Origin of the sequence: Klebsiella variicola (assembly GCF_000828055.2) — a bacterium.
In the GTDB taxonomy this organism is placed as follows: domain Bacteria; phylum Pseudomonadota; class Gammaproteobacteria; order Enterobacterales; family Enterobacteriaceae; genus Klebsiella; species Klebsiella variicola.
Genome location: NZ_CP010523.2, coordinates 51,625 through 72,726 on the forward strand (window position 1 = coordinate 51,625; position 21,102 = coordinate 72,726).

General features: G+C 61.7%; 21 protein-coding genes. 9 read left to right on the forward strand and 12 right to left on the reverse strand.

Annotated features, from left to right (window positions below; genetic code table 11):
- Window positions 1-77: 77 nt before the first annotated feature.
- From SP68_RS00250 to eefA, 7 genes are all read right to left on the reverse strand, one after another.
- On the reverse strand, window positions 78-980 hold the full coding sequence (locus tag SP68_RS00250; protein ID WP_002923118.1) for a DMT family transporter: 903 nt from the start codon (window positions 978-980) through the stop codon (window positions 78-80).
- Between the two features lie 151 nt (window positions 981-1,131).
- Window positions 1,132-2,562 carry a PTS N-acetylmuramic acid transporter subunit IIBC gene (gene murP, locus SP68_RS00255; RefSeq protein WP_040969871.1) on the reverse strand — a complete coding sequence of 477 codons (1,431 nt, stop codon included), beginning with the start codon at window positions 2,560-2,562 and terminating at the stop codon, window positions 1,132-1,134.
- Window positions 2,563-2,586: 24 nt separating this feature from the next.
- A complete protein-coding gene (gene murQ / locus SP68_RS00260; RefSeq protein WP_012967024.1) occupies window positions 2,587-3,489 on the reverse strand; it encodes an N-acetylmuramic acid 6-phosphate etherase in 903 nt (300 codons plus the stop codon).
- A 162-nt stretch (window positions 3,490-3,651) separates the two neighbouring features.
- A complete protein-coding gene (locus SP68_RS00265) occupies window positions 3,652-4,815 on the reverse strand; it encodes a multidrug effflux MFS transporter (protein WP_016162000.1) in 1,164 nt (387 codons plus the stop codon).
- A 45-nt stretch (window positions 4,816-4,860) separates the two neighbouring features.
- Window positions 4,861-6,225, reverse strand: a complete 1,365-nt coding sequence (gene eefC / locus SP68_RS00270) for a multidrug efflux RND transporter outer membrane subunit EefC (RefSeq protein ID WP_040969869.1) — start codon at window positions 6,223-6,225, stop codon at window positions 4,861-4,863.
- Between the two features lie 3 nt (window positions 6,226-6,228).
- Window positions 6,229-9,336, reverse strand: a complete 3,108-nt coding sequence (eefB, locus tag SP68_RS00275) for a multidrug efflux RND transporter permease subunit EefB (protein WP_004151514.1) — start codon at window positions 9,334-9,336, stop codon at window positions 6,229-6,231.
- Entirely contained in the window at window positions 9,336-10,460 is a 1,125-nt protein-coding gene (gene eefA / locus SP68_RS00280; protein WP_012967027.1) for a multidrug efflux RND transporter periplasmic adaptor subunit EefA, read from the reverse strand. Before eefA ends, eefB begins: the two co-directional genes overlap by 1 nt.
- 206 nt (window positions 10,461-10,666) lie before the next feature.
- Between eefA and SP68_RS28035 the strand changes: the two genes are divergently transcribed.
- A complete protein-coding gene (locus SP68_RS28035; protein WP_012540279.1) occupies window positions 10,667-10,789 on the forward strand; it encodes a hypothetical protein in 123 nt (40 codons plus the stop codon).
- Here SP68_RS28035 and SP68_RS28040 read toward each other — a convergent pair.
- Entirely contained in the window at window positions 10,749-10,865 is a 117-nt protein-coding gene (locus SP68_RS28040; RefSeq protein ID WP_046882556.1) for a hypothetical protein, read from the reverse strand. The two genes, SP68_RS28035 and SP68_RS28040, sit on opposite strands and share 41 nt — an antisense overlap.
- On the opposite strand from SP68_RS28040, the gene SP68_RS00290 reads away from it, so the two are divergent.
- Window positions 10,840-11,256, forward strand: coding sequence for a GNAT family N-acetyltransferase (locus SP68_RS00290; RefSeq protein ID WP_023323400.1), 417 nt, complete (start codon window positions 10,840-10,842; stop codon window positions 11,254-11,256). The two genes, SP68_RS28040 and SP68_RS00290, sit on opposite strands and share 26 nt — an antisense overlap.
- A gap of 621 nt (window positions 11,257-11,877) precedes the next feature.
- Here the strand turns inward: SP68_RS00290 and SP68_RS00295 are convergent.
- Window positions 11,878-12,525: a TetR/AcrR family transcriptional regulator gene (locus SP68_RS00295; protein WP_023298366.1), complete on the reverse strand. Its 648-nt coding sequence runs from the start codon at window positions 12,523-12,525 to the stop codon at window positions 11,878-11,880.
- A gap of 80 nt (window positions 12,526-12,605) precedes the next feature.
- Here SP68_RS00295 and SP68_RS00300 point away from each other — a divergent pair, with 80 nt between their 5' ends.
- On the forward strand, window positions 12,606-14,099 hold the full coding sequence (locus SP68_RS00300) for an MDR family MFS transporter (protein ID WP_032740353.1): 1,494 nt from the start codon (window positions 12,606-12,608) through the stop codon (window positions 14,097-14,099).
- Here the strand turns inward: SP68_RS00300 and SP68_RS00305 are convergent.
- On the reverse strand, window positions 14,096-15,067 hold the full coding sequence (locus SP68_RS00305) for a LysR family transcriptional regulator (RefSeq protein ID WP_162493226.1): 972 nt from the start codon (window positions 15,065-15,067) through the stop codon (window positions 14,096-14,098). The two genes, SP68_RS00300 and SP68_RS00305, sit on opposite strands and share 4 nt — an antisense overlap.
- Window positions 15,068-15,105: 38 nt before the next feature.
- On the opposite strand from SP68_RS00305, the gene SP68_RS00310 reads away from it, so the two are divergent.
- Together SP68_RS00310 and SP68_RS00315 are read left to right on the forward strand one after the other, a co-directional pair.
- A complete protein-coding gene (locus SP68_RS00310) occupies window positions 15,106-15,735 on the forward strand; it encodes a pyridoxamine 5'-phosphate oxidase family protein (RefSeq protein WP_012540285.1) in 630 nt (209 codons plus the stop codon).
- Window positions 15,735-16,205: a nuclear transport factor 2 family protein gene (locus SP68_RS00315; protein WP_040969861.1), complete on the forward strand. Its 471-nt coding sequence runs from the start codon at window positions 15,735-15,737 to the stop codon at window positions 16,203-16,205. The genes SP68_RS00310 and SP68_RS00315 overlap by 1 nt, the downstream gene beginning before the upstream one ends.
- A gap of 20 nt (window positions 16,206-16,225) precedes the next feature.
- On the opposite strand, the gene SP68_RS00320 is transcribed toward SP68_RS00315, so the two are convergent.
- Entirely contained in the window at window positions 16,226-16,762 is a 537-nt protein-coding gene (locus SP68_RS00320) for a carboxymuconolactone decarboxylase family protein (protein ID WP_004145017.1), read from the reverse strand.
- 116 nt (window positions 16,763-16,878) lie between these two features.
- Here SP68_RS00320 and SP68_RS00325 point away from each other — a divergent pair, with 116 nt between their 5' ends.
- The 3 genes from SP68_RS00325 (at window position 16,879) to SP68_RS00335 (ending at window position 19,600) form a co-directional block, all read left to right on the forward strand.
- Complete coding sequence (locus SP68_RS00325) at window positions 16,879-17,784, forward strand: AraC family transcriptional regulator (RefSeq protein ID WP_040969860.1); 906 nt, start codon at window positions 16,879-16,881, stop codon at window positions 17,782-17,784.
- A gap of 127 nt (window positions 17,785-17,911) precedes the next feature.
- The gene (gene nlpA, locus SP68_RS00330; RefSeq protein ID WP_040969858.1) at window positions 17,912-18,721 is read left to right on the forward strand and encodes a lipoprotein NlpA; all 810 of its coding nucleotides are present in this window, start codon (window positions 17,912-17,914) and stop codon (window positions 18,719-18,721) included.
- A 24-nt stretch (window positions 18,722-18,745) separates the two neighbouring features.
- Complete coding sequence (locus SP68_RS00335; RefSeq protein WP_002922972.1) at window positions 18,746-19,600, forward strand: DMT family transporter; 855 nt, start codon at window positions 18,746-18,748, stop codon at window positions 19,598-19,600.
- On the opposite strand, the gene SP68_RS00340 is transcribed toward SP68_RS00335, so the two are convergent.
- Window positions 19,590-20,150 carry an NUDIX domain-containing protein gene (locus SP68_RS00340; protein WP_016161989.1) on the reverse strand — a complete coding sequence of 187 codons (561 nt, stop codon included), beginning with the start codon at window positions 20,148-20,150 and terminating at the stop codon, window positions 19,590-19,592. The two genes, SP68_RS00335 and SP68_RS00340, sit on opposite strands and share 11 nt — an antisense overlap.
- 167 nt (window positions 20,151-20,317) lie before the next feature.
- Here SP68_RS00340 and SP68_RS00345 point away from each other — a divergent pair, with 167 nt between their 5' ends.
- Entirely contained in the window at window positions 20,318-21,097 is a 780-nt protein-coding gene (locus SP68_RS00345; RefSeq protein WP_032740350.1) for an MBL fold metallo-hydrolase, read from the forward strand.
- Window positions 21,098-21,102 lie beyond the last annotated feature (5 nt).

Sequence of the window (21,102 nt, forward strand, 5' to 3'; positions counted from 1 at the left end):
CAACTATATGCGCAGGCGTGAAAACACGCAAATAGTGGTCAGTTTAACTTGTTGAAAATGCGCTTTTTATCGCCTTCTCAGGCGGCTCTCACCCGCCGCCGCGAGTCGATGGCGATCAGCACCACCGACGCGAGGATCAGCAGAGTGCCCAGCCAGTCCGGCAGCGTGAAGGTGATCCCCAGCAGCAGGAGCGACAGCAGGGCGCTGCTCAGCGGTTCGGCGCAGCTGAGGATCCCGGCCTTCGCGCCGCCAATCTTCTGCGCGCCGTTGAGATAGAGGCTGAAGGTCAGCGAAGTACCGATCACCACCAGGTAGAAAAAGGCTAACAGCAGGCTACCGTTCACCACAAAATCGGTGCCCTGGCCGCCGTAAAACGGCAGCAGCATCGCGCCGCCGAACAGCATGCTCCAGCCGACGATGGGCAGCGTCCCGTAGCGGGCAATCAACGTCGAGGGATAGGTGGTATAAAACGCGGCGGCAAACGCCGAGGCGATCCCCCAGAACAGCGCCGCCGGCGAAATCGACAGCGTCGTTGGGTTGCCGTGGGTCACCAGCAGAAAGGTGCCCGCCAGCGAGGTGCATATAGCCCCCAGCACCAGCGGAGTGGGACGCGCTTTGCGGGCGAGGGCGAACCAGGCGACGATGATCGTTGGGGACAGGAACTGCAGCACCGTGGCCGTGGCGGCATTGGATTTTTCAATGGTCATCAGAAAGGTGAACTGCACGGTTAACGCGCCAAACAGCGAGAAAAACAGCAGGCTGAGGGCGTCGCGGCGGTTTTGCAGCACGCGGAAAATGCGGTCGCCGTGAACAAAGCCGAGCATCAACAGGATCAGCCCGGCGAACAGCAGACGCGTCATGGTCAGAAACGGCGACGACATCTGGCTTTCCTGCATAATAAACTGTGCGCACACCCCGGAACTGCCCCACAGCACGGCGGCAATCAGTACGTTCAGCATCCCTTTTTTGCTGGAGCCCATCTTTTCCTCAAGCGAAATATGACAAAGGGGAATCATAGCATGCGCCAGCCCGGGCGGCGGGGCAGGAAATGGTAGTCGGGCGCGGCGGCGTAACGATGTTGCAGGCCCGGTAAGGCGAAGCCGCCGCCGGGCATTAACCGATAGTCGCGTTCTAGCTTAAATCGACATTTTTACTGCCGAACAGCCAGGTGAGGACAAAGCCACACAGGTAGGAGACCGCCAGCCCGCCGGCGTAGACCGCCATCCCGGCGTAAATTCCGCTGCCGGAGGTCATCAGCGGCAGCGCCACCAGCCCGGACGGGCCGAACACCGTGTTCAGGCCGACCGGCAGCCCCAGCCAGGCGATCAGTCCGACGAAGAACCCGCCGCAGGCGCCGCCGAGGCAGGCGGTGACAAACGGCTTCATCCGCGGCAGGGTGATGCCGTAGATCAGCGGCTCGCCAATCCCGAGGAAGCCCGGAATAATCGCCCCTTTAATCTGGGTTCGCAGCAGCGAATCGCGCTTCGCCCGGCAGAACAGCGCCAGCGCCGCCCCCACCTGCCCGGCCCCGGCCATCGCCAGGATCGGGAACAGCGAGTTAAAGCCCTGGGCGTCCACCAGCGCAAAATAGACCGGGACAAACCCCTGATGGACGCCGAACATCACCGCCAGCAGGAACAGGCCGGCCAGCACCGCCGAGCCAAACGGGTTGCCGTTAAGATGCAGGAACAGCCACGACATGCCGGTAAACAACCAGCCGCCAATCGGCATGATCACCGTAAAGGTCACCGCGCCCATGATCAGCAGCGTCACCGCCGAAGTGAGGATCATATCGAGGTTGGCCGGCATTACCCGCCGCACCTGGCGTTCAACCCACGCCCCAAGGATAGCGGCGATCAATACGCCGATGATATTGCCGCGCGGATCGATGCCGTGGCCGAAGAAGGTGGAAATGCCAGCGTAGAAGCCGCTGGTTGCCTCCGGGTTGTAGCCCAGCACGAACAGCGAGGCGATAATCGCGCCGTTCACGCCGGAACCGCCGAACGCCTTCTGCGCGTTATAGCCAATCAGGATACTCAGGAAGGTGAACATCCCTTTGCTGAAGACCTTCATGTAGCCAATCAGCGCTACCAGGCTGGCGTTCGGATGGGCGTTCTCCAGCACGAAAACCTGTTCCGCCAGGGTGGCGAAGCCCAGCAGCAGCCCGACGGCGATAAAGCCGGGGATCAGCGGCGTAAAGATGGTGGCGAATTTGGCGAGAAACTTCTGCACCGCGCTGGTCTGCTTGCCCTTCAGCGCCTGCTTTTTCTCTGCCGCGACGTCGGCCAGCGACGGCGCGGCGGGCGCCTCCTCCAGCAGGCCGTTCATCATCTCGGCGGCGGTTTGCGCCTTGCCGGGGCCGAGCACCACCTGGAACTGCTCGTCGCTGACGATCACCCCCATTACGCCGTCAATCTGGCGGATGGCGGCGCTGTCGGCCAGACTTTCATCGCGCAGGGTCAAGCGCAGGCGCGTCATGCAGTTGCCCGCCTGCGCGACGTTTGCGGCGCCGCCTACGTGGGCGAGGATCCGCGCTATCATTTCTTTCGTTATTTTTGCCATTGCCCGTTACCTGTCTGTCGGTGCTCAGGTGTTGCTGAGCGCCTTGCGGATATAGCCGTTGTTTTTTGCCAGCAGCGACTGCGCGTCTTCGGCACTTAAGTCCGCCAGCACCATCACGATCGCCGTTTTACAGTGGCGGCCGCAGGCCTCCAGCGCCTTCCGGGCAGTGGGACGATCGCAGTCGGTCGCCTCCATCACGATAGAGACCTGGCGCTCAATCAGCTTGGCGTTGGTCGCTTCGACGTCGACCATCAGGTTGCTGTACACCTTGCCGACGCGGATCATCGCCCCGGTGGAGATCATGTTCAGCACCAGCTTCTGCGCGGTACCGGCTTTCAGACGGGTAGAGCCAGTGACCACTTCCGGGCCGACCACCGGGGTGATCGCCACATCCGCCAGCTGGGCCATTTCGCCATGCGGGTTACAGCTGACGATGGCGACAAAGGCATTCTGACTATGGGCGTATTCCATGGCGCCAATGACGTACGGCGTGCGTCCGCTGGCCGCCAGTCCCACCAGCACATCGCGGTGGCTGAAGTTCAGGTTCTGCAGATCCATCGCCCCCTGCGCTTTGTTGTCTTCCACGTTTTCCACGGCGCTGAGAATCGCTTTATGTCCGCCGGCGATGATCCCCACCACCTGCTCCGGGCGGGTGCCGAAGGTTGGCGGGCATTCGCTGGCATCGAGGATCCCCAGACGCCCTGAGGTACCCGCGCCGATATAAATCAAGCGGCCACCGGCCTGCAGCGCCGTCGCGACCTTATCCACCACCTCGGCAATCTGCGGCAGATAGGGCGTAATCGCCTGGGCTACCTGCTGGTCTTCCTGGTTTATCACCGTCAGCATGTCGAGGGTGGAGAGGGTGTCAATGTTGGCGCTGTTGGCGTTGCGTCGCTCGGTCAGCAGTTTGCTCAGGTCGATACTCATAGAAACCTCGTTATTCTCAGTGGCGCGCAGTATAAGGAATTATTTATTCCTTGCCTGTGAAGAGTATCACGATTAGTACGCGGAGAATAATAGGAGAATGGTAGGTATGGCGGGAAATAGTGCGGTAATAAATCTGGAATATTTTATTACCGCAGCAGGAGATTAGCGCGCGCTGCGCGGTTTGCTGAGGCCCAGCAGCAGCGCCAGCAGGTAGCAGATGGCCATCGCGAGGCTCATTTTCAGCATCGTTTCACCACCGAGGCCTGCCAGCGGCGCGGCGATGCCGCCGAAGACAAACATCAGGGTGCCCATCAGCGCGGACGCGGTCCCGGACTGCGCGGCATCGACGGCGCTCATCGCCTCCGCGCCAGCGACGGTGCTGATGCCGCTCATCAGCGACACGGTAAAGAACAGGCCGACCAGCGCCAGCACCGGCAGCTGCAGCCAGGCAAACAGCAGCATGATCGCCGCACAGCTCACCGCCAGCGTCAGGCCGCCGCGCAGCAAGCTTTCGGCGCTAAAGCGGCGCGCCAGGCGGGAAAAGATCATCGCCGCGATAATCAGCCCGATACCGTTCAGACCGAACAGCAGGCTGAACTGCATGGCGCTCATGCCGTATTCGCTTTGCATCACGAAGGAAGAGGAGCCGATGTAAGAGAACAGCCCGGCCATCATAAAGGCCTGAATCAGGCAGAAGCGCAGAAAGCGGCGATTTTTCAGCACCGGCTGGCCGCGTTGCTGGCGGGCGGCATGCGTTGCTGTGGCCGGGCGCGTTTCCCGCAGGATCGTCAGGCTCATCACCAGCAGCACGCCGCCGATGGCGGCCATCGTCCAGAAGAGAATTCGCCAGTCGAAGGCGGTGATAACGTAGCCGCCCAGCACCGGGGACAGCACCGGCGCAATGCCGTTCACGGTCATCAGCAGGGCGAAAAATTGGGTCAGCAGGGTGCCCTGGTATTTATCGCGGGCGATGGATCGCGACAGCACCGAGCCGCCGGCGCCGGCGAAGCCCTGTAAAAAGCGCCAGACAATCAGCATGTTGATATCCCGGGTCAGGGCGCACATCGCCGAAGCAAAGATAAACAGCAGCAGAGACAGCGCCAGCGGTTTCAGGCGGCCAATGCGATCGCTCAGCGGGCCGAAAAACAGCTGACCCAGGCCGAGGCCAATCAGCGCGGCGGTCAGCGACAGCTGGGTCTGGGTGCTGGTGGCCTGCAGCTGCTGAGTGATCTCCGGCAGCGCCGGCAGATAAAAATCCGTGCACAGCGGGCCGATACCCGACAGCAGGCCGAGGATCAGCGCCCAGGAGAGGGAAACACGTGGCATAACGATTCCTTACAGAAGCCGGGCGCGGCCGCCCGGCGGGTGAAATTAACTGGCGCCGCCGCCCAGCGACTGCCAGAGGGTGATCCGGTTATTGAGGTCGGTCTGCTGCAGGGACAGCAGCGTCGTCTTCGCCGACCACAGCGTGCGCTGGGCCGTAAGCACCGACAGATAATCGCCGACTCCGGCCTGATAGCTCTTCATGGCGATATCCAGCGATGTCTGCTCGGCGGCGACGTACTGCCGCTGGGCATCGAGCTCTTCGCTCAGCGTTTCCCGGCGCGCCAGCGCATCGGCAACGTCCTTAAAGGCGCTCTGAATCGATTTCTCGTAGGTGGCGATCAGCCCCTTTTTCTCCGCTTCCGCATAGCGCAGCTGCGCCAGGTTGCTGCCGCCGGTGAACAGCGGCAGGCTGATGGAGGGGGCGAACGACCACACCTGCATCCCGTGGCTGAACAGCGACGACAGCGAGTCGCTGCCGACCCCGGCGCTGGCGGTCAGGGAAATCGACGGGAAGAAGTTCGCCCGCGCCGCGCCGATATCGGCATTGGCGCTCTTCAGATTGTGCTCCGCTTCCTGAATGTCCGGCCGGCGCAGCAGCACCGACGACGACACGCCCGCCGGCACCAGCGCGATGCTGTTATCCCCGAGACTCTCGAGGGTGCCGGGCAACAGGCTCTCCGGCACGGTTTCCCCCGCCAGCAGGTTAATGGCGTTTTTATCCTGCGCCACCAGCGTGCGATAGCTGGCGACGCTGGCGCGGGCCTGCTGATAGACGCTTTCCGCCGAGCTTACATCGCCGGCGGAAGCGGTACCCACCGCCATCTGGCGGGCGACGATGTTGCGCGAGTTTGCTGCGCTGTCCATGGTCTGCTGCGCCAGCGCCAGATTGCTGTTATCCGTCGCCAGCGTTACCCAGGCGGTGGTCAAATCGGCAATCATCGTCAGCCGGGTATTCTGCGCGGTGAATTCGCTGGCAAGCCAGGTTTCGCGCGCCGCGCGCGACAGGCTCTGGTTCTTGCCGAACAAGTCCAGTTCGAAGCTGGAGACCGCGCCGTCGGCCTGCGAAGCGGAGCTCAGGCCGCTGGCTACCGTTTTGCTGCGGGTATGGCTCAGCTCGGCATCGACAGTGGGAAACAGCGACGCCCGCGTCTCGCCGTACTGGGCGCGCGCGGCCTCGATATCGGCCAGCGCTTTTTGCACATCGCGGTTGCTGTTTAGCGCGATGCTGACCACTTTTTTCAGCCGCGCGTCATTGACCACTTTCTGCCAGTCGCCGACCACCGCCGTCGATTCGCCGTGCGCCCCGGGCAGGGTGGCCAGCACCGGCGCGGCCGGGCGATCATAATGCGGGTCAAGCGAGACGCAGCCCGCGGTCAGGAGCGCGATAAACATAAAACTCAAACGAAACATACCTTACTCCTGAGAAGGACGTTGGCGGGTGAAGAGACGTTTCACCAGCACGAAGAACAGCGGTACGAAGAACACCGCCAGCAGGGTGGCTGTCAGGGTGCCGCCGATGATGCCGGTGCCGATCGCCACGCGGCTGTTGGCTCCGGCGCCGGTGGCGATGGCCAGCGGCAGTACCCCGGCGATAAACGCCAGCGAGGTCATGACAATCGGGCGCAGACGGGTCTGCGCGGCACGGATCGCCGCCCGGGAGAGCGAATACCCCTCATCCACGGCGGATTCAGCGAACTCCACGATCAGGATGGCGTTTTTCGACGACAGGCCGATGGTGGTCAGCAGCGCCACCTGGAAGTAGACGTCGTTGCTTAAACCGCGCAGCGTCGCCGCCAGCGCCGCGCCGAGCAGGCCGAGCGGGATAACCATGATCACCGAGAACGGCACCGACCAGCTCTCATACAGCGCCGCCAGGCACAGGAACACCACCAGAATCGAGATGGCGTAGAGGCTCATCGCCTGGCCGCTGGCGAGCTTTTCCTGCAGCGAAATGCCGCTCCACGCCCAGGTGGAGCCCGCCGGCAGGCTGTCGGCCAGCTTTTCCATCTTGTCCATCGCCGCGCCGGAGCTGAAGCCGGCGGCGTTTTCGCCCTGGATCTCAAAGGCGGCGGAGCCGTTGTAGCGCACCAGGCTTTCCGGGCCGTATTGCCAGTGGGTGGTGGCGAAGGCGGAGAACGGCGTCATGCTGTTATCGCTGCCGCGAACGAACCATTTGCCGAGGTCCGACGGCACCGCGCGCGCGTCGCTTTCGCCCTGGATATAGACCTTTTTCACCCGGCCGCGATCGATAAAGTCATTCACGTAGGTACCGCCCCAGGCGCTGGAGAGCGTATCGGTCACATCGCTCAGCGACAGCCCCAGCGAGACGGCTTTGTTGTTATCGATATCCACCTGCAGCTGCGGCATCTGCGGCAGATCGTTAGCGCGCACCGACTGCAGCTCGCTGCTCTGGTTGGCCGCCGCCAGCAGCTGGCTGCGCAGCTTCATCAGACTGTCGCGGTCAGTACCGCCGCTGGCCATCAGCTCGAAGGTGAAGCCGTTGCTCTGCCCGAGACCGTCTACTGACGGCGGGGTCATGGCGAACAGGGTGGCGTCGCGGATCGTCCCCAGCTCTTTGGTGGCGCGCAGGGCAATGGCCTGGGCGGTATTGTCGTCCCCTTTGCGCTGCGACCAGTTTTTCAGCGATACGAAGGCCATCCCGGCGTTCTGGCCGCTGCCGCTAAAGCTGAAGCCGTCGACGGTGAAAATGACGTCGGTATTGGCTTTCTCTTTGGTGAGGAACCAGTCGGTCACCTGGCGACGCACCTCGGCGGTACGCACCGCGGTGGCCCCGGCGGGCAGGGTGTACTGGACCATGATCTCCCCCTGGTCCTCCACCGGCAGGAAGCTGCCCGGCAGCTTCCACATCGCCAGCGCCATCGCCCCGCAAATCAACGCGTAAGCGCCCATCATCACTGCGCCCCGGCGCAGGCCGCCGAGCACCCGGCGCTGGTAGCCTGCTTCCGTGCGCCCCCACAGGCGGTTAAAGGCGCCAAAGAACCCTTTGGTGTGCGGTTTGGAGTGGCTGAGCAGCGCGCCGCACAGCGCCGGGGTGAGGGTTAGTGCCACCACCACCGACAGCATCATTGCCGAAATAATGGTTACCGAGAATTGGCGATAGATGACCCCGGTCGATCCGCCGAAGAAGGCCATCGGCAGGAACACCGCTGACAGCACCAGGGCGATCGCCACCAGCGCGCCGGAGATTTCGCCCATCGATTTTTCGGTGGCTTCGCGGGCGGGCAGCCCTTCGTCGCGCATAATGCGCTCGACGTTTTCCACCACCACGATGGCGTCATCCACCAGCAGGCCGATCGCCAGCACCATGGCGAACAGCGTCAGGGTGTTAATCGAGTAGCCGAACAGCGCCAGCACCCCAAAGGTGCCAAGCAGCACCACCGGCACCGCCACCGCCGGAATGAGCGTCGCGCGGAAGTTCTGCAGGAACAGATACATCACGCAGACCACGAGAATGATCGCTTCGAACAGGGTCTGAATCACATCCTCGACCGAGATTTTGATGAACTCGGTGCTGTCCTTCGGATAGGCGATATCGTAGCCCTGCGGCATCTGACGCTGGAATTCGGCGATCTTGCTTTTCACCAGGGTCGCGGTGTCCAGCGCGTTGGCGCCGGGGGCCATCATCACCGCGATCCCGGCGGCCGGATGGCCGTTCAGATTAGCGGTAGCGGTGTAATCCTCGCTGCCCATCTCCACCCGCGCGACATCGCTCAGGCGCACCACCGAGCCGTCGGCCTGGCTTTTCACGATGATCGCTTTAAACTGGTCAGGGGTTTGCAGCCGGGATTGCGCCCGCACGGTGGCGGTCAATTGCTGGGCATTGGACGACGGTAGCGCGCCGATTTTACCGGCGGAAACCTGCACGTTCTGCGCCTCAATCGCCGACTGAACGTCGGAAGGCATCAGCGAGTAGGAGGCGAGTTTGGTCGGGTCCATCCAGACGCGCATCGCGTATTCGGCGCCGAATACCTGCAGGCTGCCGACACCCTCCACGCGCGCCAGCGGGTCCTGCATATTGCTGACCAGCCAGTCGGAGATATCGGAGCTGGTGGCGCGATTGGTTTTGTCATACACCGCGAGGATCAGCAGGAAGCTGCTCTGCGATTTTTCCACCGTTACGCCGGACTGCTGGACTTCGCTCGGCAGCCGCGATTCCGCCTGCTGGACTTTGTTTTGCACCTGCACCTGGGCGGTGTCCGGGTCGGTCCCTTGCTCAAAGGTGACGGTGATGCTGACCGAGCCGTCGGAGCTGCTGGTGGAGCTGAAGTAGAGCAGATGGTCGAGGCCGGTAAGCTGCTGCTCGATCACTTGGGTGACGCTGTTCTCCAGGGTTTCGGCGGACGCCCCGGTATAGGTGGCGGAGATTTTCACCGCCGGCGGGGCGACGTCCGGATACTGGCCTACCGGCAGGGTGCGGATCGCCAGCACCCCGGCGAGCATAATCAGAATGGCGATCACCCAGGCAAAGACCGGGCGACGCACGAAGAAACGGGAGAACATCAGGCATTGCCTCCGTTATTGTTGACGGCAACGGCCTTCACTGTCTGTCCGGGGGCCACTTTACTGGTGCCTTCGACAATCAGCTTATCGCCTGCTTTCAGGCCGCTCAGCACCAGCCATTTATCGCCATAGGTGTCGCCGGTTTCCACGGTACGCTGCTCAACTTTGTTGGCGGCATCGACCACCAGCGCCGTGGCGTCGCCTTTGGCATCGCGGGTGATCCCCTGTTGTGGGGCGAGGATCGCGTCGTTCATGATGCCTTCATCGATGCGCGCGCGGACGAACATCCCCGGTAGCAGGACGTGCTGCGGGTTGGGGAAGATAGCGCGCAGGGTCACCGAGCCGGTGGATTCATCGACGGCGACTTCGGTGAGCGCCAGACGCCCTTTTTCCTGGTAGGTACTGCCATCTTCCAGGGTTAACGTCACGCTGAGGGTGTCGCTGTTGCTGGCCAGGCTTTGTTTGCGTAAACGCAGGAGATCGACGCTGGATCGCGTCAGATCGACATACATGGTGTCGAGCCCGCGGATCGTCGCCAGCGCGGTATCCTGATCGGCGGAGACCAGCGCCCCCGGCGTAACCGACGAGATGCCGATGCGCCCGGCTATCGGTGCGGTGACGGTGGTCCAGTTCAGGTTGATGCGCGCGCTCTCCAGCGCCGCTTTCTTCGATTCCACGCTGGCCTTGTCCTGGGCACAGGTGGAGGCGGCGTCGTCGGCATCCTGGCGGGAAACGCCGTTATCCCTGACCAGCGACGCGTAGCGCTGGGCCTTCTGGCAATCGGAGACCACCAGCGCCTGGGCCTGTTTCAGCGCGGCCGCCGCTTCGTTCCAGGTCGCGCGATAGCTGGAGGGATCGATCTGGTAAAGGGCCTGCCCGGCCTTCACCATATCGCCTTCGGTAAACAGGCGCTTCTGGATGATGCCACCCACCTGGGGGCGTACTTCGGCGCTGAGCGAGGCGGTGGTGCGGCCGGTGAGCTGGCTGACTACCGGCACCGGCTGGCTTTGCAGGGTGACCACGCCCACTTCCGGCGTGGGTTGCTGCGGGGCAGATGTCTGCGCATTATCGCATCCGCTAAGGAGAAATAATGCTGTCGCGATGGGAGCTATGATGTATTTCATTATATTTTCTCAAGATATAAGACGTCCGCCCCGTTTATTTAAAAACGAGGGAATAGGTTGGGCGCTGAGGCATTTTCGGGTGAGCGAAAATGACAAAAAAGGAACACAGATGTTCCTGAACGTGATTGTTATTGTGTCTCCGTTGAAGCCAACCTCTTCGGTCTTCAGGAGGTGAAAAGCGCATCTCCTCTGGTCTTTTGGTGAGAATGATCATTCTCATTTTTATCCATTATACGATCCGTCGCGATAATGGAAAGGTTTTTTTGCTTACTTTTAGAACGCAAAAAATTAAGGCAAATAATCATGGAGAAAATAAGAATATTTTGTGAAAGTGGAGTGGGAAAATAACCATTCGGCATCGCGATACTGGAGATAGTTAATGACACTAATCATTACAAAAAGCATTAATCCCGACGATCAACAAGAATTGTTTGCCGGTCTGCGGCAGTATAATCAGCAGTATCTCGATGCGGCGCAGTTTGGCGATCTGGGGGTTTACTCCCGCGATGCGCAAGGGGTGATGCAGGGCGGGCTGATTGCCAAACGCAAGGGCAACTGGCTGTGCATTGAGTATCTGTGGGTTAGCGAGGCGACGCGCGGGCGCGGGTTGGGGAGCGAGCTGATGCAGGAGGCGGAACAGCAGGCGCGGGCGCTAGGCTGCAGCCATCTGCTGGTGGATACCTTTAGCTTCCAGGCGCTGCCGTTTTATCAGAAATTAGGCTATCAGCTGCAGATGTCGCTGCCCGACTTCCCCCACGCAGGCATGCAGCGCCACTATTTGTCGAAGGCGCTGTAACGATCCTGGTATCCCCGGGCGGTCAGGTACCCTACCTGTGGTTGTGCCGGATGGCGGCATAAATGCCTTATCCGGCCTACGCAGTCCTCCCGTCGTTTCGCCCCACCCAGGACCGGCAAGCGCAGCGCCGCCGGGCAGGATATCAGGCACGGCACCAGTATTCTTGCCGGGTGGCGGCTGTCGCCTTACCCGTCCTGGGGTTCGTGCGACCTGTTGTTAATTTAACCACATGCGCGACTGAAACTGCCGGTGCTGGCGGCCTCAAAATCGCTGAGACGTTCCCGGAAGGCCGGGGCAGCCCGCATGGATGCGGGCTGAGGGCCGTGTTTTGCACGGACGCTGCCTCGGCCCGACCCGAAGCCTGCAGGGATAAGTCGAAGGGACCGCGTAGCGGCGATTTTGCTGGCCGGAGCCCGGGGGTACAGGGGGCGGCGGCGACTGGCCGCCCCCTGTGCGCTCCCTGCGGCATAAGAGACATAACGCAGAAGATCAACCGGGAGCGCAATCTGCCGGGAATTAACATAGAAGTTGTAGCCCTGCTAAGCGTAGCGCGAGCAGGGAAACTCCCGGATGGCGGCGCGTGGCGCCTTATCCGGGCTACAAAAGCGTCAAAACCACGCCTTAACCTCCGACGCCGTGGCCCATTAACGCCAGCGCGTGGCTGATGATGGTCTGGCGGTTGACCGCCTGTAAACGCGGATCGCTGTGAATGCGTGAAAATGGCACCAGCACCAGGCTAATCACCGTGGTAAACAGCAGCTCCGGCGACAGCGCCGGATTGATCTTGCCCTCCAGCTGCCAGCGACGCACCGTCTCCAGCATCACCTGAAAACGCTCCTCGCCGAAGCGGGCATCCATATGCTGACGCAGGATCGGCATCTCGCCGATGATCTCCTGCATCCACAGCGGCGCAAACCAGGCGTTTTTCTCCGCCATATGCGCCAGCGTCTCGACCATCATCGTCAGCGCCAGCACCGGATCCTGCGGATGATCGACAAAAATGCGGCTGATGTGATTGCGCAGCGGCATAAAGCGCTCCTCAATCAGCTGGGTCACCAGCGCATCCCGGGAACTGAAGTAGTAATGCAGCATCGCCGGCGTCACCCCGGCCTCTTTGGCGATGGCGTTCAACGATACGCGGCCCGCCCCGTCGCGGGCAAACAGCATCAGGGCAATGTCCATCAGCTGTTCGCGATTGGCAGTATCCGGTTTTTTACCGCGCGGCCGACCCGGGCGGCGGGGGGCATCCTGATCCTTTTGTGCTGTCATGGTATGGCGATCTCTTGACCCGACTCATTCTTTCACTAAATATTAATTATGCATTTAATTAATTTCAAGCGAGCGTTGTAATGACTTCTGAAGTCGCTAACCCACCGGTGCAGTCGATACGCCTGCTGTTCAGCGCATTGCTGTTGGTGATGTTGCTCTCGGCGTTGGATCAGACCATTGTCTCCACCGCGCTGCCGACGATTGTCGGCGAACTGGGCGGGCTGGACAAGCTTTCCTGGGTGGTCACGGCCTATATTCTCAGCTCCACCATCGCGGTGCCGCTGTACGGGAAATTCGGCGATCTGTTCGGTCGCAAAATCGTGCTGCAGGTGGCGATTGGGCTGTTTCTCGTCGGCTCCGTGCTCTGCGGGCTGGCGCAGAACATGACCCAGCTGGTGCTGATGCGCGGCCTGCAGGGGCTCGGCGGCGGCGGCCTGATGGTGATCAGCATGGCGGCGGTCGCCGACGTCATCCCACCCGCCAACCGCGGCCGCTATCAGGGGCTGTTCGGCGGTGTTTTTGGCCTGGCGACGGTGATCGGCCCGCTGATCGGCGGTTTTCTGGTGCAGCACGCCTCCTGGCGCTGGATCTTCTATATCAACCTGCCGCTCGGCCTGTTCGCGCTGCTGGTGATCGGCGCAGTATTCCACAGCAGCAATAAACGCAGCCAGCATCAGATTGACTGGCTGGGGGCGATTTACCTCAGCATGGCGCTGTTGTGCATCATTCTGTTTACCTCGGAAGGGGGCAGCGTCCACGCGTGGAATGACCCGCAGCTGTGGTGCATTCTGGCCTTCGGCATCGTGGGGATCATCGGCTTTATGTACGAAGAGCGGATCGCCATCGAACCGATTATTCCGCTGGCGCTGTTCCGCAACCGCAGCTTCCTGCTGTGCAGCCTGATTGGCTTCGTCATCGGCATGTCGCTGTTCGGGTCAGTCACTTTCCTGCCGCTCTATCTGCAGGTGGTGAAGGAGGCGACGCCCACCGAGGCCGGGCTGCAGCTGATCCCCCTGATGGGCGGCCTGCTGCTGACCTCGATTATCAGCGGGCGGATTATCAGCCGTACCGGTAAATATCGCCTGTTTCCGATCCTCGGCACCCTGCTCGGCGTGACCGGCATGGTACTGCTGACCCGCATCACCATTCACTCGCCGCTATGGCAGCTGTACCTGTTTACCGGTGTGCTGGGAGCGGGTCTGGGGCTGGTGATGCAGGTGCTGGTGCTGGCGGTGCAGAACGCGATGCCAGCGCAGATGTACGGCGTCGCCACCTCCGGCGTGACCCTGTTCCGCTCGATTGGTGGCTCGATCGGCGTGGCGCTGTTTGGCGCGGTGTTCACGCACGTGCTGCAGAGCAACCTGCAACAACTGCTGCCGGAAGGCGCGGTGCTGCCGCCGGGAATGAATCCGGTGGCGGTCCAGCACCTGCCCGCGGATATCCGCCTCGACTACCTCGACGCCTTCGGCGCGGCGATCCACGCGGCGTTTCTGATGGCGGCCGGCATTATGGCGGTGGCGTTTGTCCTCTCCTGGCTGTTAAAGGAGGCACCGCTGAAGACCGCGACGCATTAAGCGGCCCCGGCGATGCGCAGCAGTGCCTGACGCAGCGCCGGCGCGGCAAAATCGATAAATTTCCGCAGCTTAAGCGGCGCCAGATCCCGCGCGGTATACAGCAAATGGACCGGCGCCGGATCCGGCTCGACGTTTTCCAGCAGCAGACGGAGCTCCCCGTGGCGCAGGCCATCCAGCGCCTGATAGTGCAGTAAGCGGGCCACCCCCACCCCCAGCCGCGCGGCATCGGCGGCGCTCTCTGGCGTGGTGACGGATAGCACCGGCGGCAGGTTAATCAGCTGGTCCTCGCGCTCAGCGGCGCGAAAGCGCCAGCCGCGATAGGGCATCGGCGATTCAATGCGGATGATCGGCAACGCCGCCAGATCGCGCGGCCGCTGCGGCTCGCCGTATTTCGCCAGCAGCGCCGGATGGGCGCAGGCCACAATCCGCATGGTGCCGAGGCGGGTGGCCACCATGCTGCTGTCCGCCAGGTCGCCAATCCGCACCGCCAGATCGACATGGTCGCTCACCAGGTCGGCATTGCGATCGCTGAGCAGCAAACGGACGCGAATTTGCGGGTAGCGGGCGATAAATTCACTGATTACCGGAAGAACGTGCTGGCGTCCAAACATCGTTGGCGCGGAGATCACCAGCTCGCCTTTTGGCTCCTGATATTCGCCCGTCGCCTGGCGTTCGGCGTTTTCCACCTCCTCAAGGATCCGCCGGGCGGCAGCGACATAATCGACCCCGGCGTCGGTGAGCGTCAGTTTGCGGGTGGTTCGCGCCAGCAGGCGCACGCCCAGCGCGCTCTCCAGTTCACCAATATGGCGGCTGACGGTGGTCAACGGCATATTCAGCGCCCGCGCCGCCGCCGACATGCTCCCCAGCTCGGTCACTTTCACCAGCAGCGCCATCGCGCTTAATCGATCCATTATTCTCCCGTTTTTCGGAAAGATGATTGCCACTTTACCCGTATTATCATTCTTCACAGTACAGTCCATGATGGCGCCAGACAACAGGAGGCGCTATGGCAGCAACCTTTCTCGATATCGCCATCACCCCGGACGTGATGGATGTGCAGCATGAAATGGGCAGCGACTCGCTGTGGCAAACGCCGCACAGTCGCCGCCAGGCCGACCGCTTCGGCGACAGCGAAGCGGGGATGATCGCCACCCGCGACAGCTTTTATCTGGCGACGGTGTCGCAGAGCGGCTGGCCCTACATTCAGCATCGCGGCGGCCCGCCGGGGTTTCTGCATCTGCTGGATGACACTACCCTGGCGATGGCCGATTTCGGCGGTAACCGCCAGTACATCACTACCGGCAATCTGCGCGGCAGCGACCGGGCCTGCCTGTTTTTGATGGATTATCCGCGCCGTGCCAGGCTGAAAATCTACGCCACCGTCGAGGTCCTGGCGGCAGAGGACCATCCGCAGCTGCTGGCGCAGGTGGCGCCGGCCAACTATCGCGCCCGCATTGAACGTCTGTTTCTTTTTCATTTGCAGGCGTTTGACTGGAACTGCCCGCAGCACATTACGCCGCGCTACAGCGCGCAGCAGGTGGCGGAGTACAGCCAGAACCTGCAGCAACGTATTCATGACCTGGAGCAGGAGAATCAGCGCCTGCAGCAGCAATTAGCCTCAAAAGGAGACTCCTGATGAATGAGCAACGTCCCCCGTTACCGCCGTTTACCCGCGACAGCGCTATCCAGAAGGTCCGCGCCGCGGAAGATGGCTGGAACAGTCGCGATGCCGAAAAAGTCGCTCTGGCCTACACCGTGGACAGCGAATGGCGCAACCGCAGCGAATTTGTCCACGGCAGGGGGCAAATTGTGGAGTTCCTGCAGCGAAAATGGCGCAAGGAGCAGCAATACCGGCTGATTAAGGAGCTGTGGGCATGGCAGGAGAATCGCATTGCCGTGCGCTTCGCCTATGAGTGGTGCGACGACAGCGGCAACTGGTTTCGCTCGTATGGCAATGAGAACTGGGAGTTTGATAAGCACGGACTGATGCAGACGCGCTACGCCTGCATCAACGACCTGCCAATTAGCGAAAGCGAGCGCCTGTTCCACTGGCCCCAGGGGCGCCGCCCGGACGATCATCCGGGGCTCAGCGATCTGGGGCTGTAAAACCGGCGCGGCGCAACGGATTAATCGGCTTTCGGGAAGTCGACCACCGTGTCGTTAACCCGGTTCACCATGTTGGTGAACAGGATGGCGCTGATGGCGCTGATAATCTCAATCACCTGCTGGTCGCTAAAACCGGCGTTGCGCAGCGCGGCGACGTCGGCTTCCGGCAGCGTACCGGTGGTGGTCACCAGGGTCTGCGCGAATTTCACCAGCGCATCAAGCTGCGCCTCTTCCGCATACTCCCCGCGGCGCAGGGCGTGGATTTGTTCGCTGCTGAAGCCGGCTTTTTTCGCCATCAGGGTATGCGCGGCCAGACAGTAGTCACAGCCGGTGGCTTCGCTGACCGACAGGTTAATCGCTTCCAGCTGTTGGGCGCTGAGGCTGCCTTTATGGAGCATCGCATTGTGCGCCAGCGCCTGCTGCAGCGCCGCCGGCGAGTGGCCGCCGATGGTGAGATAGGCGTTCGGCACTTTGCCCATCGCTTTTTTGATCCCGGCGAAAATATCGGCGGCTTTGCCGGTGGCGTCTTGTTCACGGATATCTGCTAAACGGCTCATGGTTAACTCCTGTTGTTATCGAGGGTGTGTTGGCAATGGGGTCATCTTAGGCGCTTGCCGCATGCTAGACTGGCGGTCTTCGTCTCACCTTTTTGTCTTATCGTCTCAGGAGAAGCATGGACAGTCTCAGTCATCTGCTGGCGCTGCTGGCGCCGCGCTGCGAAGTGAACCTGCACTGTCGCTTCGGCGGCCGCTGGCAGGCCGGGCACCAGCAAATGCGCAGCGGCGTGGTGCCCTGGCACGTGGTGCTGCGCGGCGAGGGGCGGCTCAACGTCGGCGGCCAGACTCATCACCTGCGCGCGGGAGATGTGGTCCTCCTGCCGTACGGTTCGCCGCATCTGATGGAGAGCCTGGTGGAGTGGGGCCAGGTGCTGCCGGTAGCGCACCGGTTTAACGGCACGGTGACGGAAATGCGCGTCGGCCCGGCGGAGGGGGCGCTGGAGATGCTGTGCGGCGAATTCTATTTTGGTCCGCACGTCAGCTGGCTGTTCAGTGAAGCATCGACGCTGATCCATCTCCATACCGATGCGCGTGAAGACTGCCAGGAGCTGGACGCGCTGCTTAATATACTGGTGCGCGAGAGCCTGGCGCAGCGTCCCGGCGGCAGCGCTATCGTGCGCAGCCTCGGCGATACGCTGCTGGTGCTCCTGCTGCGCATGCTGCTTGGTGAGCAACAGCCGCCCGGTGGACTGCTGCGTCTGATGAGCGATGAACGCCTGATGCCGGCGGTGCTGGCGGTGATGGCGACCCCGGAGCAGCCGTGGACGCTGGAAACCATGGCCGCCCGTGCCTTTCTTTCGCGGGCCACCTTTGCCCGTCATTTTGCCCGCGTTTATCACCTGACGCCGCAGGCGTGGCTGTCGCAGCTGCGAATGGCGCTGGCCGCCCGGCTGCTGCGCCTGGAGCGTCAGACCAACCTCGAGGTCATTGCCGAACGCTGCGGCTTTCAGTCGCTGGCGTCCTTCTCGAAGCGCTTCAAAATGCGCTATGGCGTGACGCCGGGCGAGTGGCGACGGGGCTAGCGCCTCGCGTTTCGCGAAGATGATTTTATTTCCAGTTGCGTGGTTTGCTGTTTATTACCCGACCCGAAAGTCGCTATAGTTTTGCACGAAAAAAACAATGACAGTCAGGACAGACAGGGTGAAGAGGATGAGATTACGTTTACGGGCCGCCGCCGCAGTGATGCTGGCGGGTCTGGCGCTGGTCGGCTGCGACCAAAAGGGTAATGAAGCGAAGCACATTAAGGTCGGCGTGATTAACGGCGCCGAGCAGGATGTGGCGGAAGTGGCGAAGAAGGTGGCCAAAGAGAAGTACGGTCTGGACGTCGAACTGGTGGGATTCAGCGGCTCGCTGCTGCCTAACGAATCGACCAACGCCGGCGATCTGGACGCCAACGTCTTCCAGCATCGGCCTTTCCTTGAGCAGGACAATAAAGCGCATAACTATCATCTGGTGGCGATCGGCAATACCTTCGTCTTCCCGATGGCCGGCTATTCGCGCAAGATCAAGTCAGTCGCCGAACTGCAAGACGGCGCGACGATCGCCATCCCCAACGACCCGACCAATCTCGGGCGGGCGCTGCTGCTGCTGCAAAAAGAGAAGTTGATTACCCTCAAAGCCGGGACCGGCCTGCTGCCGACGGCGGTGGATATCACCGACAACCCGCGTAACCTGAAAATTATGGAGCTGGAAGGGGCGCAACTGCCGCGCGTACTCGACGATCCCAAAGTCGATGTGGCCATCATCAGCACCACCTACCTGCAGCAAACCGGGCTGTCGCCGGTTCGTGACGGCATCTTTATCGAAGATAAAAACTCGCCCTACGTGAACATCATCGTGACCCGGGAAGACAATAAAGACGCGGAAAACGTGAAGGAGTTTATGCAGTCGTACCAGTCGCCGGAGGTGGCGAAGGCGGCAGAGACTATCTTCAACGGCGGCGCGGTGCCGGGCTGGTAAGCCTACACACAGGGAGAGGCGCGTATGGTACGCCAACGGCAGGCTGACCTGCTGCTGATTGCCGCGACGGTGATTGCCGCCTGCGGCTGGATTTTTTCCCGCGAGGCGATCGCCGGCATGCCGGTATTCGCGTTCCTTGGGCTGCGCTTTTTCTTCGCCGCGCTGCTTCTGCTGCCGTTCTGCCGCGGTTTTCGCCCGCAAAAGCAGCACTGGCCCAAACTCATCATCAGCGGACTCTGGTTTGCGCTCAACCTCTGCCTGTGGATCTATTCGGTCTCCACGACGGCGTCGCTCGGCGAAGGGGCGTTTATCATGAGCCTGTCGATGATGTTCGTCCCGCTAACCGCGTGGGTGATGATGAAGGTGCGCCCGCCTCGCGCCTGGTGGGAGTGCCTGCCGATCGCGGTGGTAGGCCTGGGGCTGCTCAGTCTGCATATGCCGATAGCCTTCCACCCCAGCCAGGGCTGGTTTTTGCTGACGGCGCTGGTGCAGTCGATCTGGTTCTGTTACACCAGCCGCTGCGCGCGTGAAGTACCGCTGATCCCCCTGACCACCGTGCAGCTGGCGATCACCGGTATCGTCGGGTTGACCATCTCCGCTGCCGTTGAACGCTGGGACCAGCCGATGACCCTGCCGACTCTCGGCTGGCTGGTGGCCAGCATTGTCATCGCCACCAGCCTGCGCTTCGGTCTGCAGATGAAGGGGCAGAAGTACGCGGCGGTGGCCAGCGCCGCGATCATCATGGTGCTCGAACCGCTGCTGACGGTCATTGCCGCCGCGCTGTGGTACGGCGAACAGCTGCCGTTACAGAAGATTATCGGCGGCGTGCTGATCCTGGTGGCCCAGCTGTGGTTCCGCTGGCGGATGCTTAAGCCGTAAGCGGGCCGCTTCGCCGCTGCGCCATCAGCTGCAGCAGCGGCACCAGCGACAGCCCGTCCGGCATCTCGCCGCGGGCGATCAGCTGGTTTATCTCGTCGAAGGTAAACCAGCCGGTCTCCATCACCTCATCCTGATCTGCATCCATCCCCACCCAGCGTAAACCGGTGGCCAGCCAGGTGATAAACAGCTGATCGCTGCTGCCGTAGGAGGGGTTGAAGCGAATGATCTCCTCGACGCGTTGCGCCTGCCAGCCGGTCTCTTCCCGCAGCTCGCGCAGCGCGGCGACCGCCGGATCTTCCCCTTCATCGACGCCGCCAGAGGGAATGGCCCACACCACCTGATCGATCAGATAGCGGTAGTGGCGAATCAGCAGTACTTTCTCATCCTGGATAGCCACGATCCCCACCGCCGGGCGCGGGTAATGAATGGAATAAAAGTCGCGGCGCTCGCCGGAGGCGACATCAATCCCCACCTTACGCATGCTGAACCACGGCGTCTCGGCGATGACCTGCGGGTCGTGCATATCGGCGGCGGTCAGTTTCTTTTTCATCCTGCCACTCCTGTCAAAAATTGAGCCTTAAGAACAACATAGCCGGAGGCGGATGGCAACCGCCGCAGGTTGGCCCGATTCCATCGATCATTGCCCAAATGCCCCTGTTGAGCCAAGTGCGGACTCAGTACGATGTTCGTCAGATGACCCCACTGAGGAACACCAACATGAACATCACCCACATCCGTAATGCGACCCAGAGGATTGACTACGCCGGGAAAAGATTTCTCATCGACCCGATGCTGGCTGACAAGGGCGCCTGGCCAGGTTTTCCTGGCACTGCGCGCAGCGAGCTGCGCAATCCGCTGGTCGAGCTACCGTTTTCCCGCGATAAAATTATCGATGTTGATGCGGTGATCGTCACCCATACCCATGACGATCACTGGGACGCGGCGGCGATCGCCGCGATCCCGAAAACCCTACCGGTGTTCGTCCAGCATGAGGCCGACGCCGCGCTGCTGCGCAGCCAGGGATTTCAGGATCTGCGCCTGCTGTCGGCAGACAGCGAATTTGCCGGCGTGCGCCTGCAGAAAACCACCTCCGGCCAACACGGCAGCGACCGGACCTACGCGGTGCCGGCGATGGCTGAGCGCCTGGGAGAAGCCTGCGGCGTGGTGTTTCGCCATCCGCAGGAGAAGACGCTGTGGCTGATGGGGGATACTATCTGGCGTGATGACATTGCAGCCGACCTGCTGAAGCTGCGCCCGGACGTGGTGGTGTTGAACGCCGGCTACGCCCACGTCATCGGCTTTGGCCCGATAATCATGGGCAAGGAAGATCTTCTTAACGTGCACTTCGCCCTGCCGGAAGCGAAAATCATGGCTATCCACCTCGAGGCGGTCAACCACTGTCTGGTGAGCCGGGAAGAGATGCGCCAGTATGCGCTGGATAATCAGATTGCCGATGTGGTGAGTATCCCGCAGGATGGGGAAACCGTGGTTTATTAACATGC

Bases quoted from the DNA above. Each gene is read 5' to 3' on its own strand.
- SP68_RS00300 (WP_032740353.1), top strand. From the start codon at position 12,606: ATGACTTCTGAAGTCGCTAACCCACCGGTGCAGTCGATACGCCTGCTG.
- SP68_RS00325 (WP_040969860.1), top strand. From the start codon at position 16,879: ATGGACAGTCTCAGTCATCTGCTGGCGCTGCTGGCGCCGCGCTGCGAA.
- eefB (WP_004151514.1), bottom strand. From the start codon at position 9,336: ATGTTCTCCCGTTTCTTCGTGCGTCGCCCGGTCTTTGCCTGGGTGATC.
- SP68_RS00250 (WP_002923118.1), bottom strand. From the start codon at position 980: ATGGGCTCCAGCAAAAAAGGGATGCTGAACGTACTGATTGCCGCCGTG.
- SP68_RS28035 (WP_012540279.1), top strand. From the start codon at position 10,667: ATGATCATTCTCATTTTTATCCATTATACGATCCGTCGCGATAATGGA.
- SP68_RS28040 (WP_046882556.1), bottom strand. From the start codon at position 10,865: ATGCTTTTTGTAATGATTAGTGTCATTAACTATCTCCAGTATCGCGAT.
- SP68_RS00290 (WP_023323400.1), top strand. From the start codon at position 10,840: ATGACACTAATCATTACAAAAAGCATTAATCCCGACGATCAACAAGAA.
- nlpA (WP_040969858.1), top strand. From the start codon at position 17,912: ATGAGATTACGTTTACGGGCCGCCGCCGCAGTGATGCTGGCGGGTCTG.
- eefA (WP_012967027.1), bottom strand. From the start codon at position 10,460: ATGAAATACATCATAGCTCCCATCGCGACAGCATTATTTCTCCTTAGC.
- eefC (WP_040969869.1), bottom strand. From the start codon at position 6,225: ATGTTTCGTTTGAGTTTTATGTTTATCGCGCTCCTGACCGCGGGCTGC.
- murP (WP_040969871.1), bottom strand. From the start codon at position 2,562: ATGGCAAAAATAACGAAAGAAATGATAGCGCGGATCCTCGCCCACGTA.
- SP68_RS00320 (WP_004145017.1), bottom strand. From the start codon at position 16,762: ATGAGCCGTTTAGCAGATATCCGTGAACAAGACGCCACCGGCAAAGCC.
- SP68_RS00265 (WP_016162000.1), bottom strand. From the start codon at position 4,815: ATGCCACGTGTTTCCCTCTCCTGGGCGCTGATCCTCGGCCTGCTGTCG.
- SP68_RS00340 (WP_016161989.1), bottom strand. From the start codon at position 20,150: ATGAAAAAGAAACTGACCGCCGCCGATATGCACGACCCGCAGGTCATC.
- SP68_RS00295 (WP_023298366.1), bottom strand. From the start codon at position 12,525: ATGACAGCACAAAAGGATCAGGATGCCCCCCGCCGCCCGGGTCGGCCG.
- SP68_RS00315 (WP_040969861.1), top strand. From the start codon at position 15,735: ATGAATGAGCAACGTCCCCCGTTACCGCCGTTTACCCGCGACAGCGCT.
- SP68_RS00310 (WP_012540285.1), top strand. From the start codon at position 15,106: ATGGCAGCAACCTTTCTCGATATCGCCATCACCCCGGACGTGATGGAT.
- SP68_RS00345 (WP_032740350.1), top strand. From the start codon at position 20,318: ATGAACATCACCCACATCCGTAATGCGACCCAGAGGATTGACTACGCC.
- murQ (WP_012967024.1), bottom strand. From the start codon at position 3,489: ATGAGTATCGACCTGAGCAAACTGCTGACCGAGCGACGCAACGCCAAC.
- SP68_RS00335 (WP_002922972.1), top strand. From the start codon at position 18,746: ATGGTACGCCAACGGCAGGCTGACCTGCTGCTGATTGCCGCGACGGTG.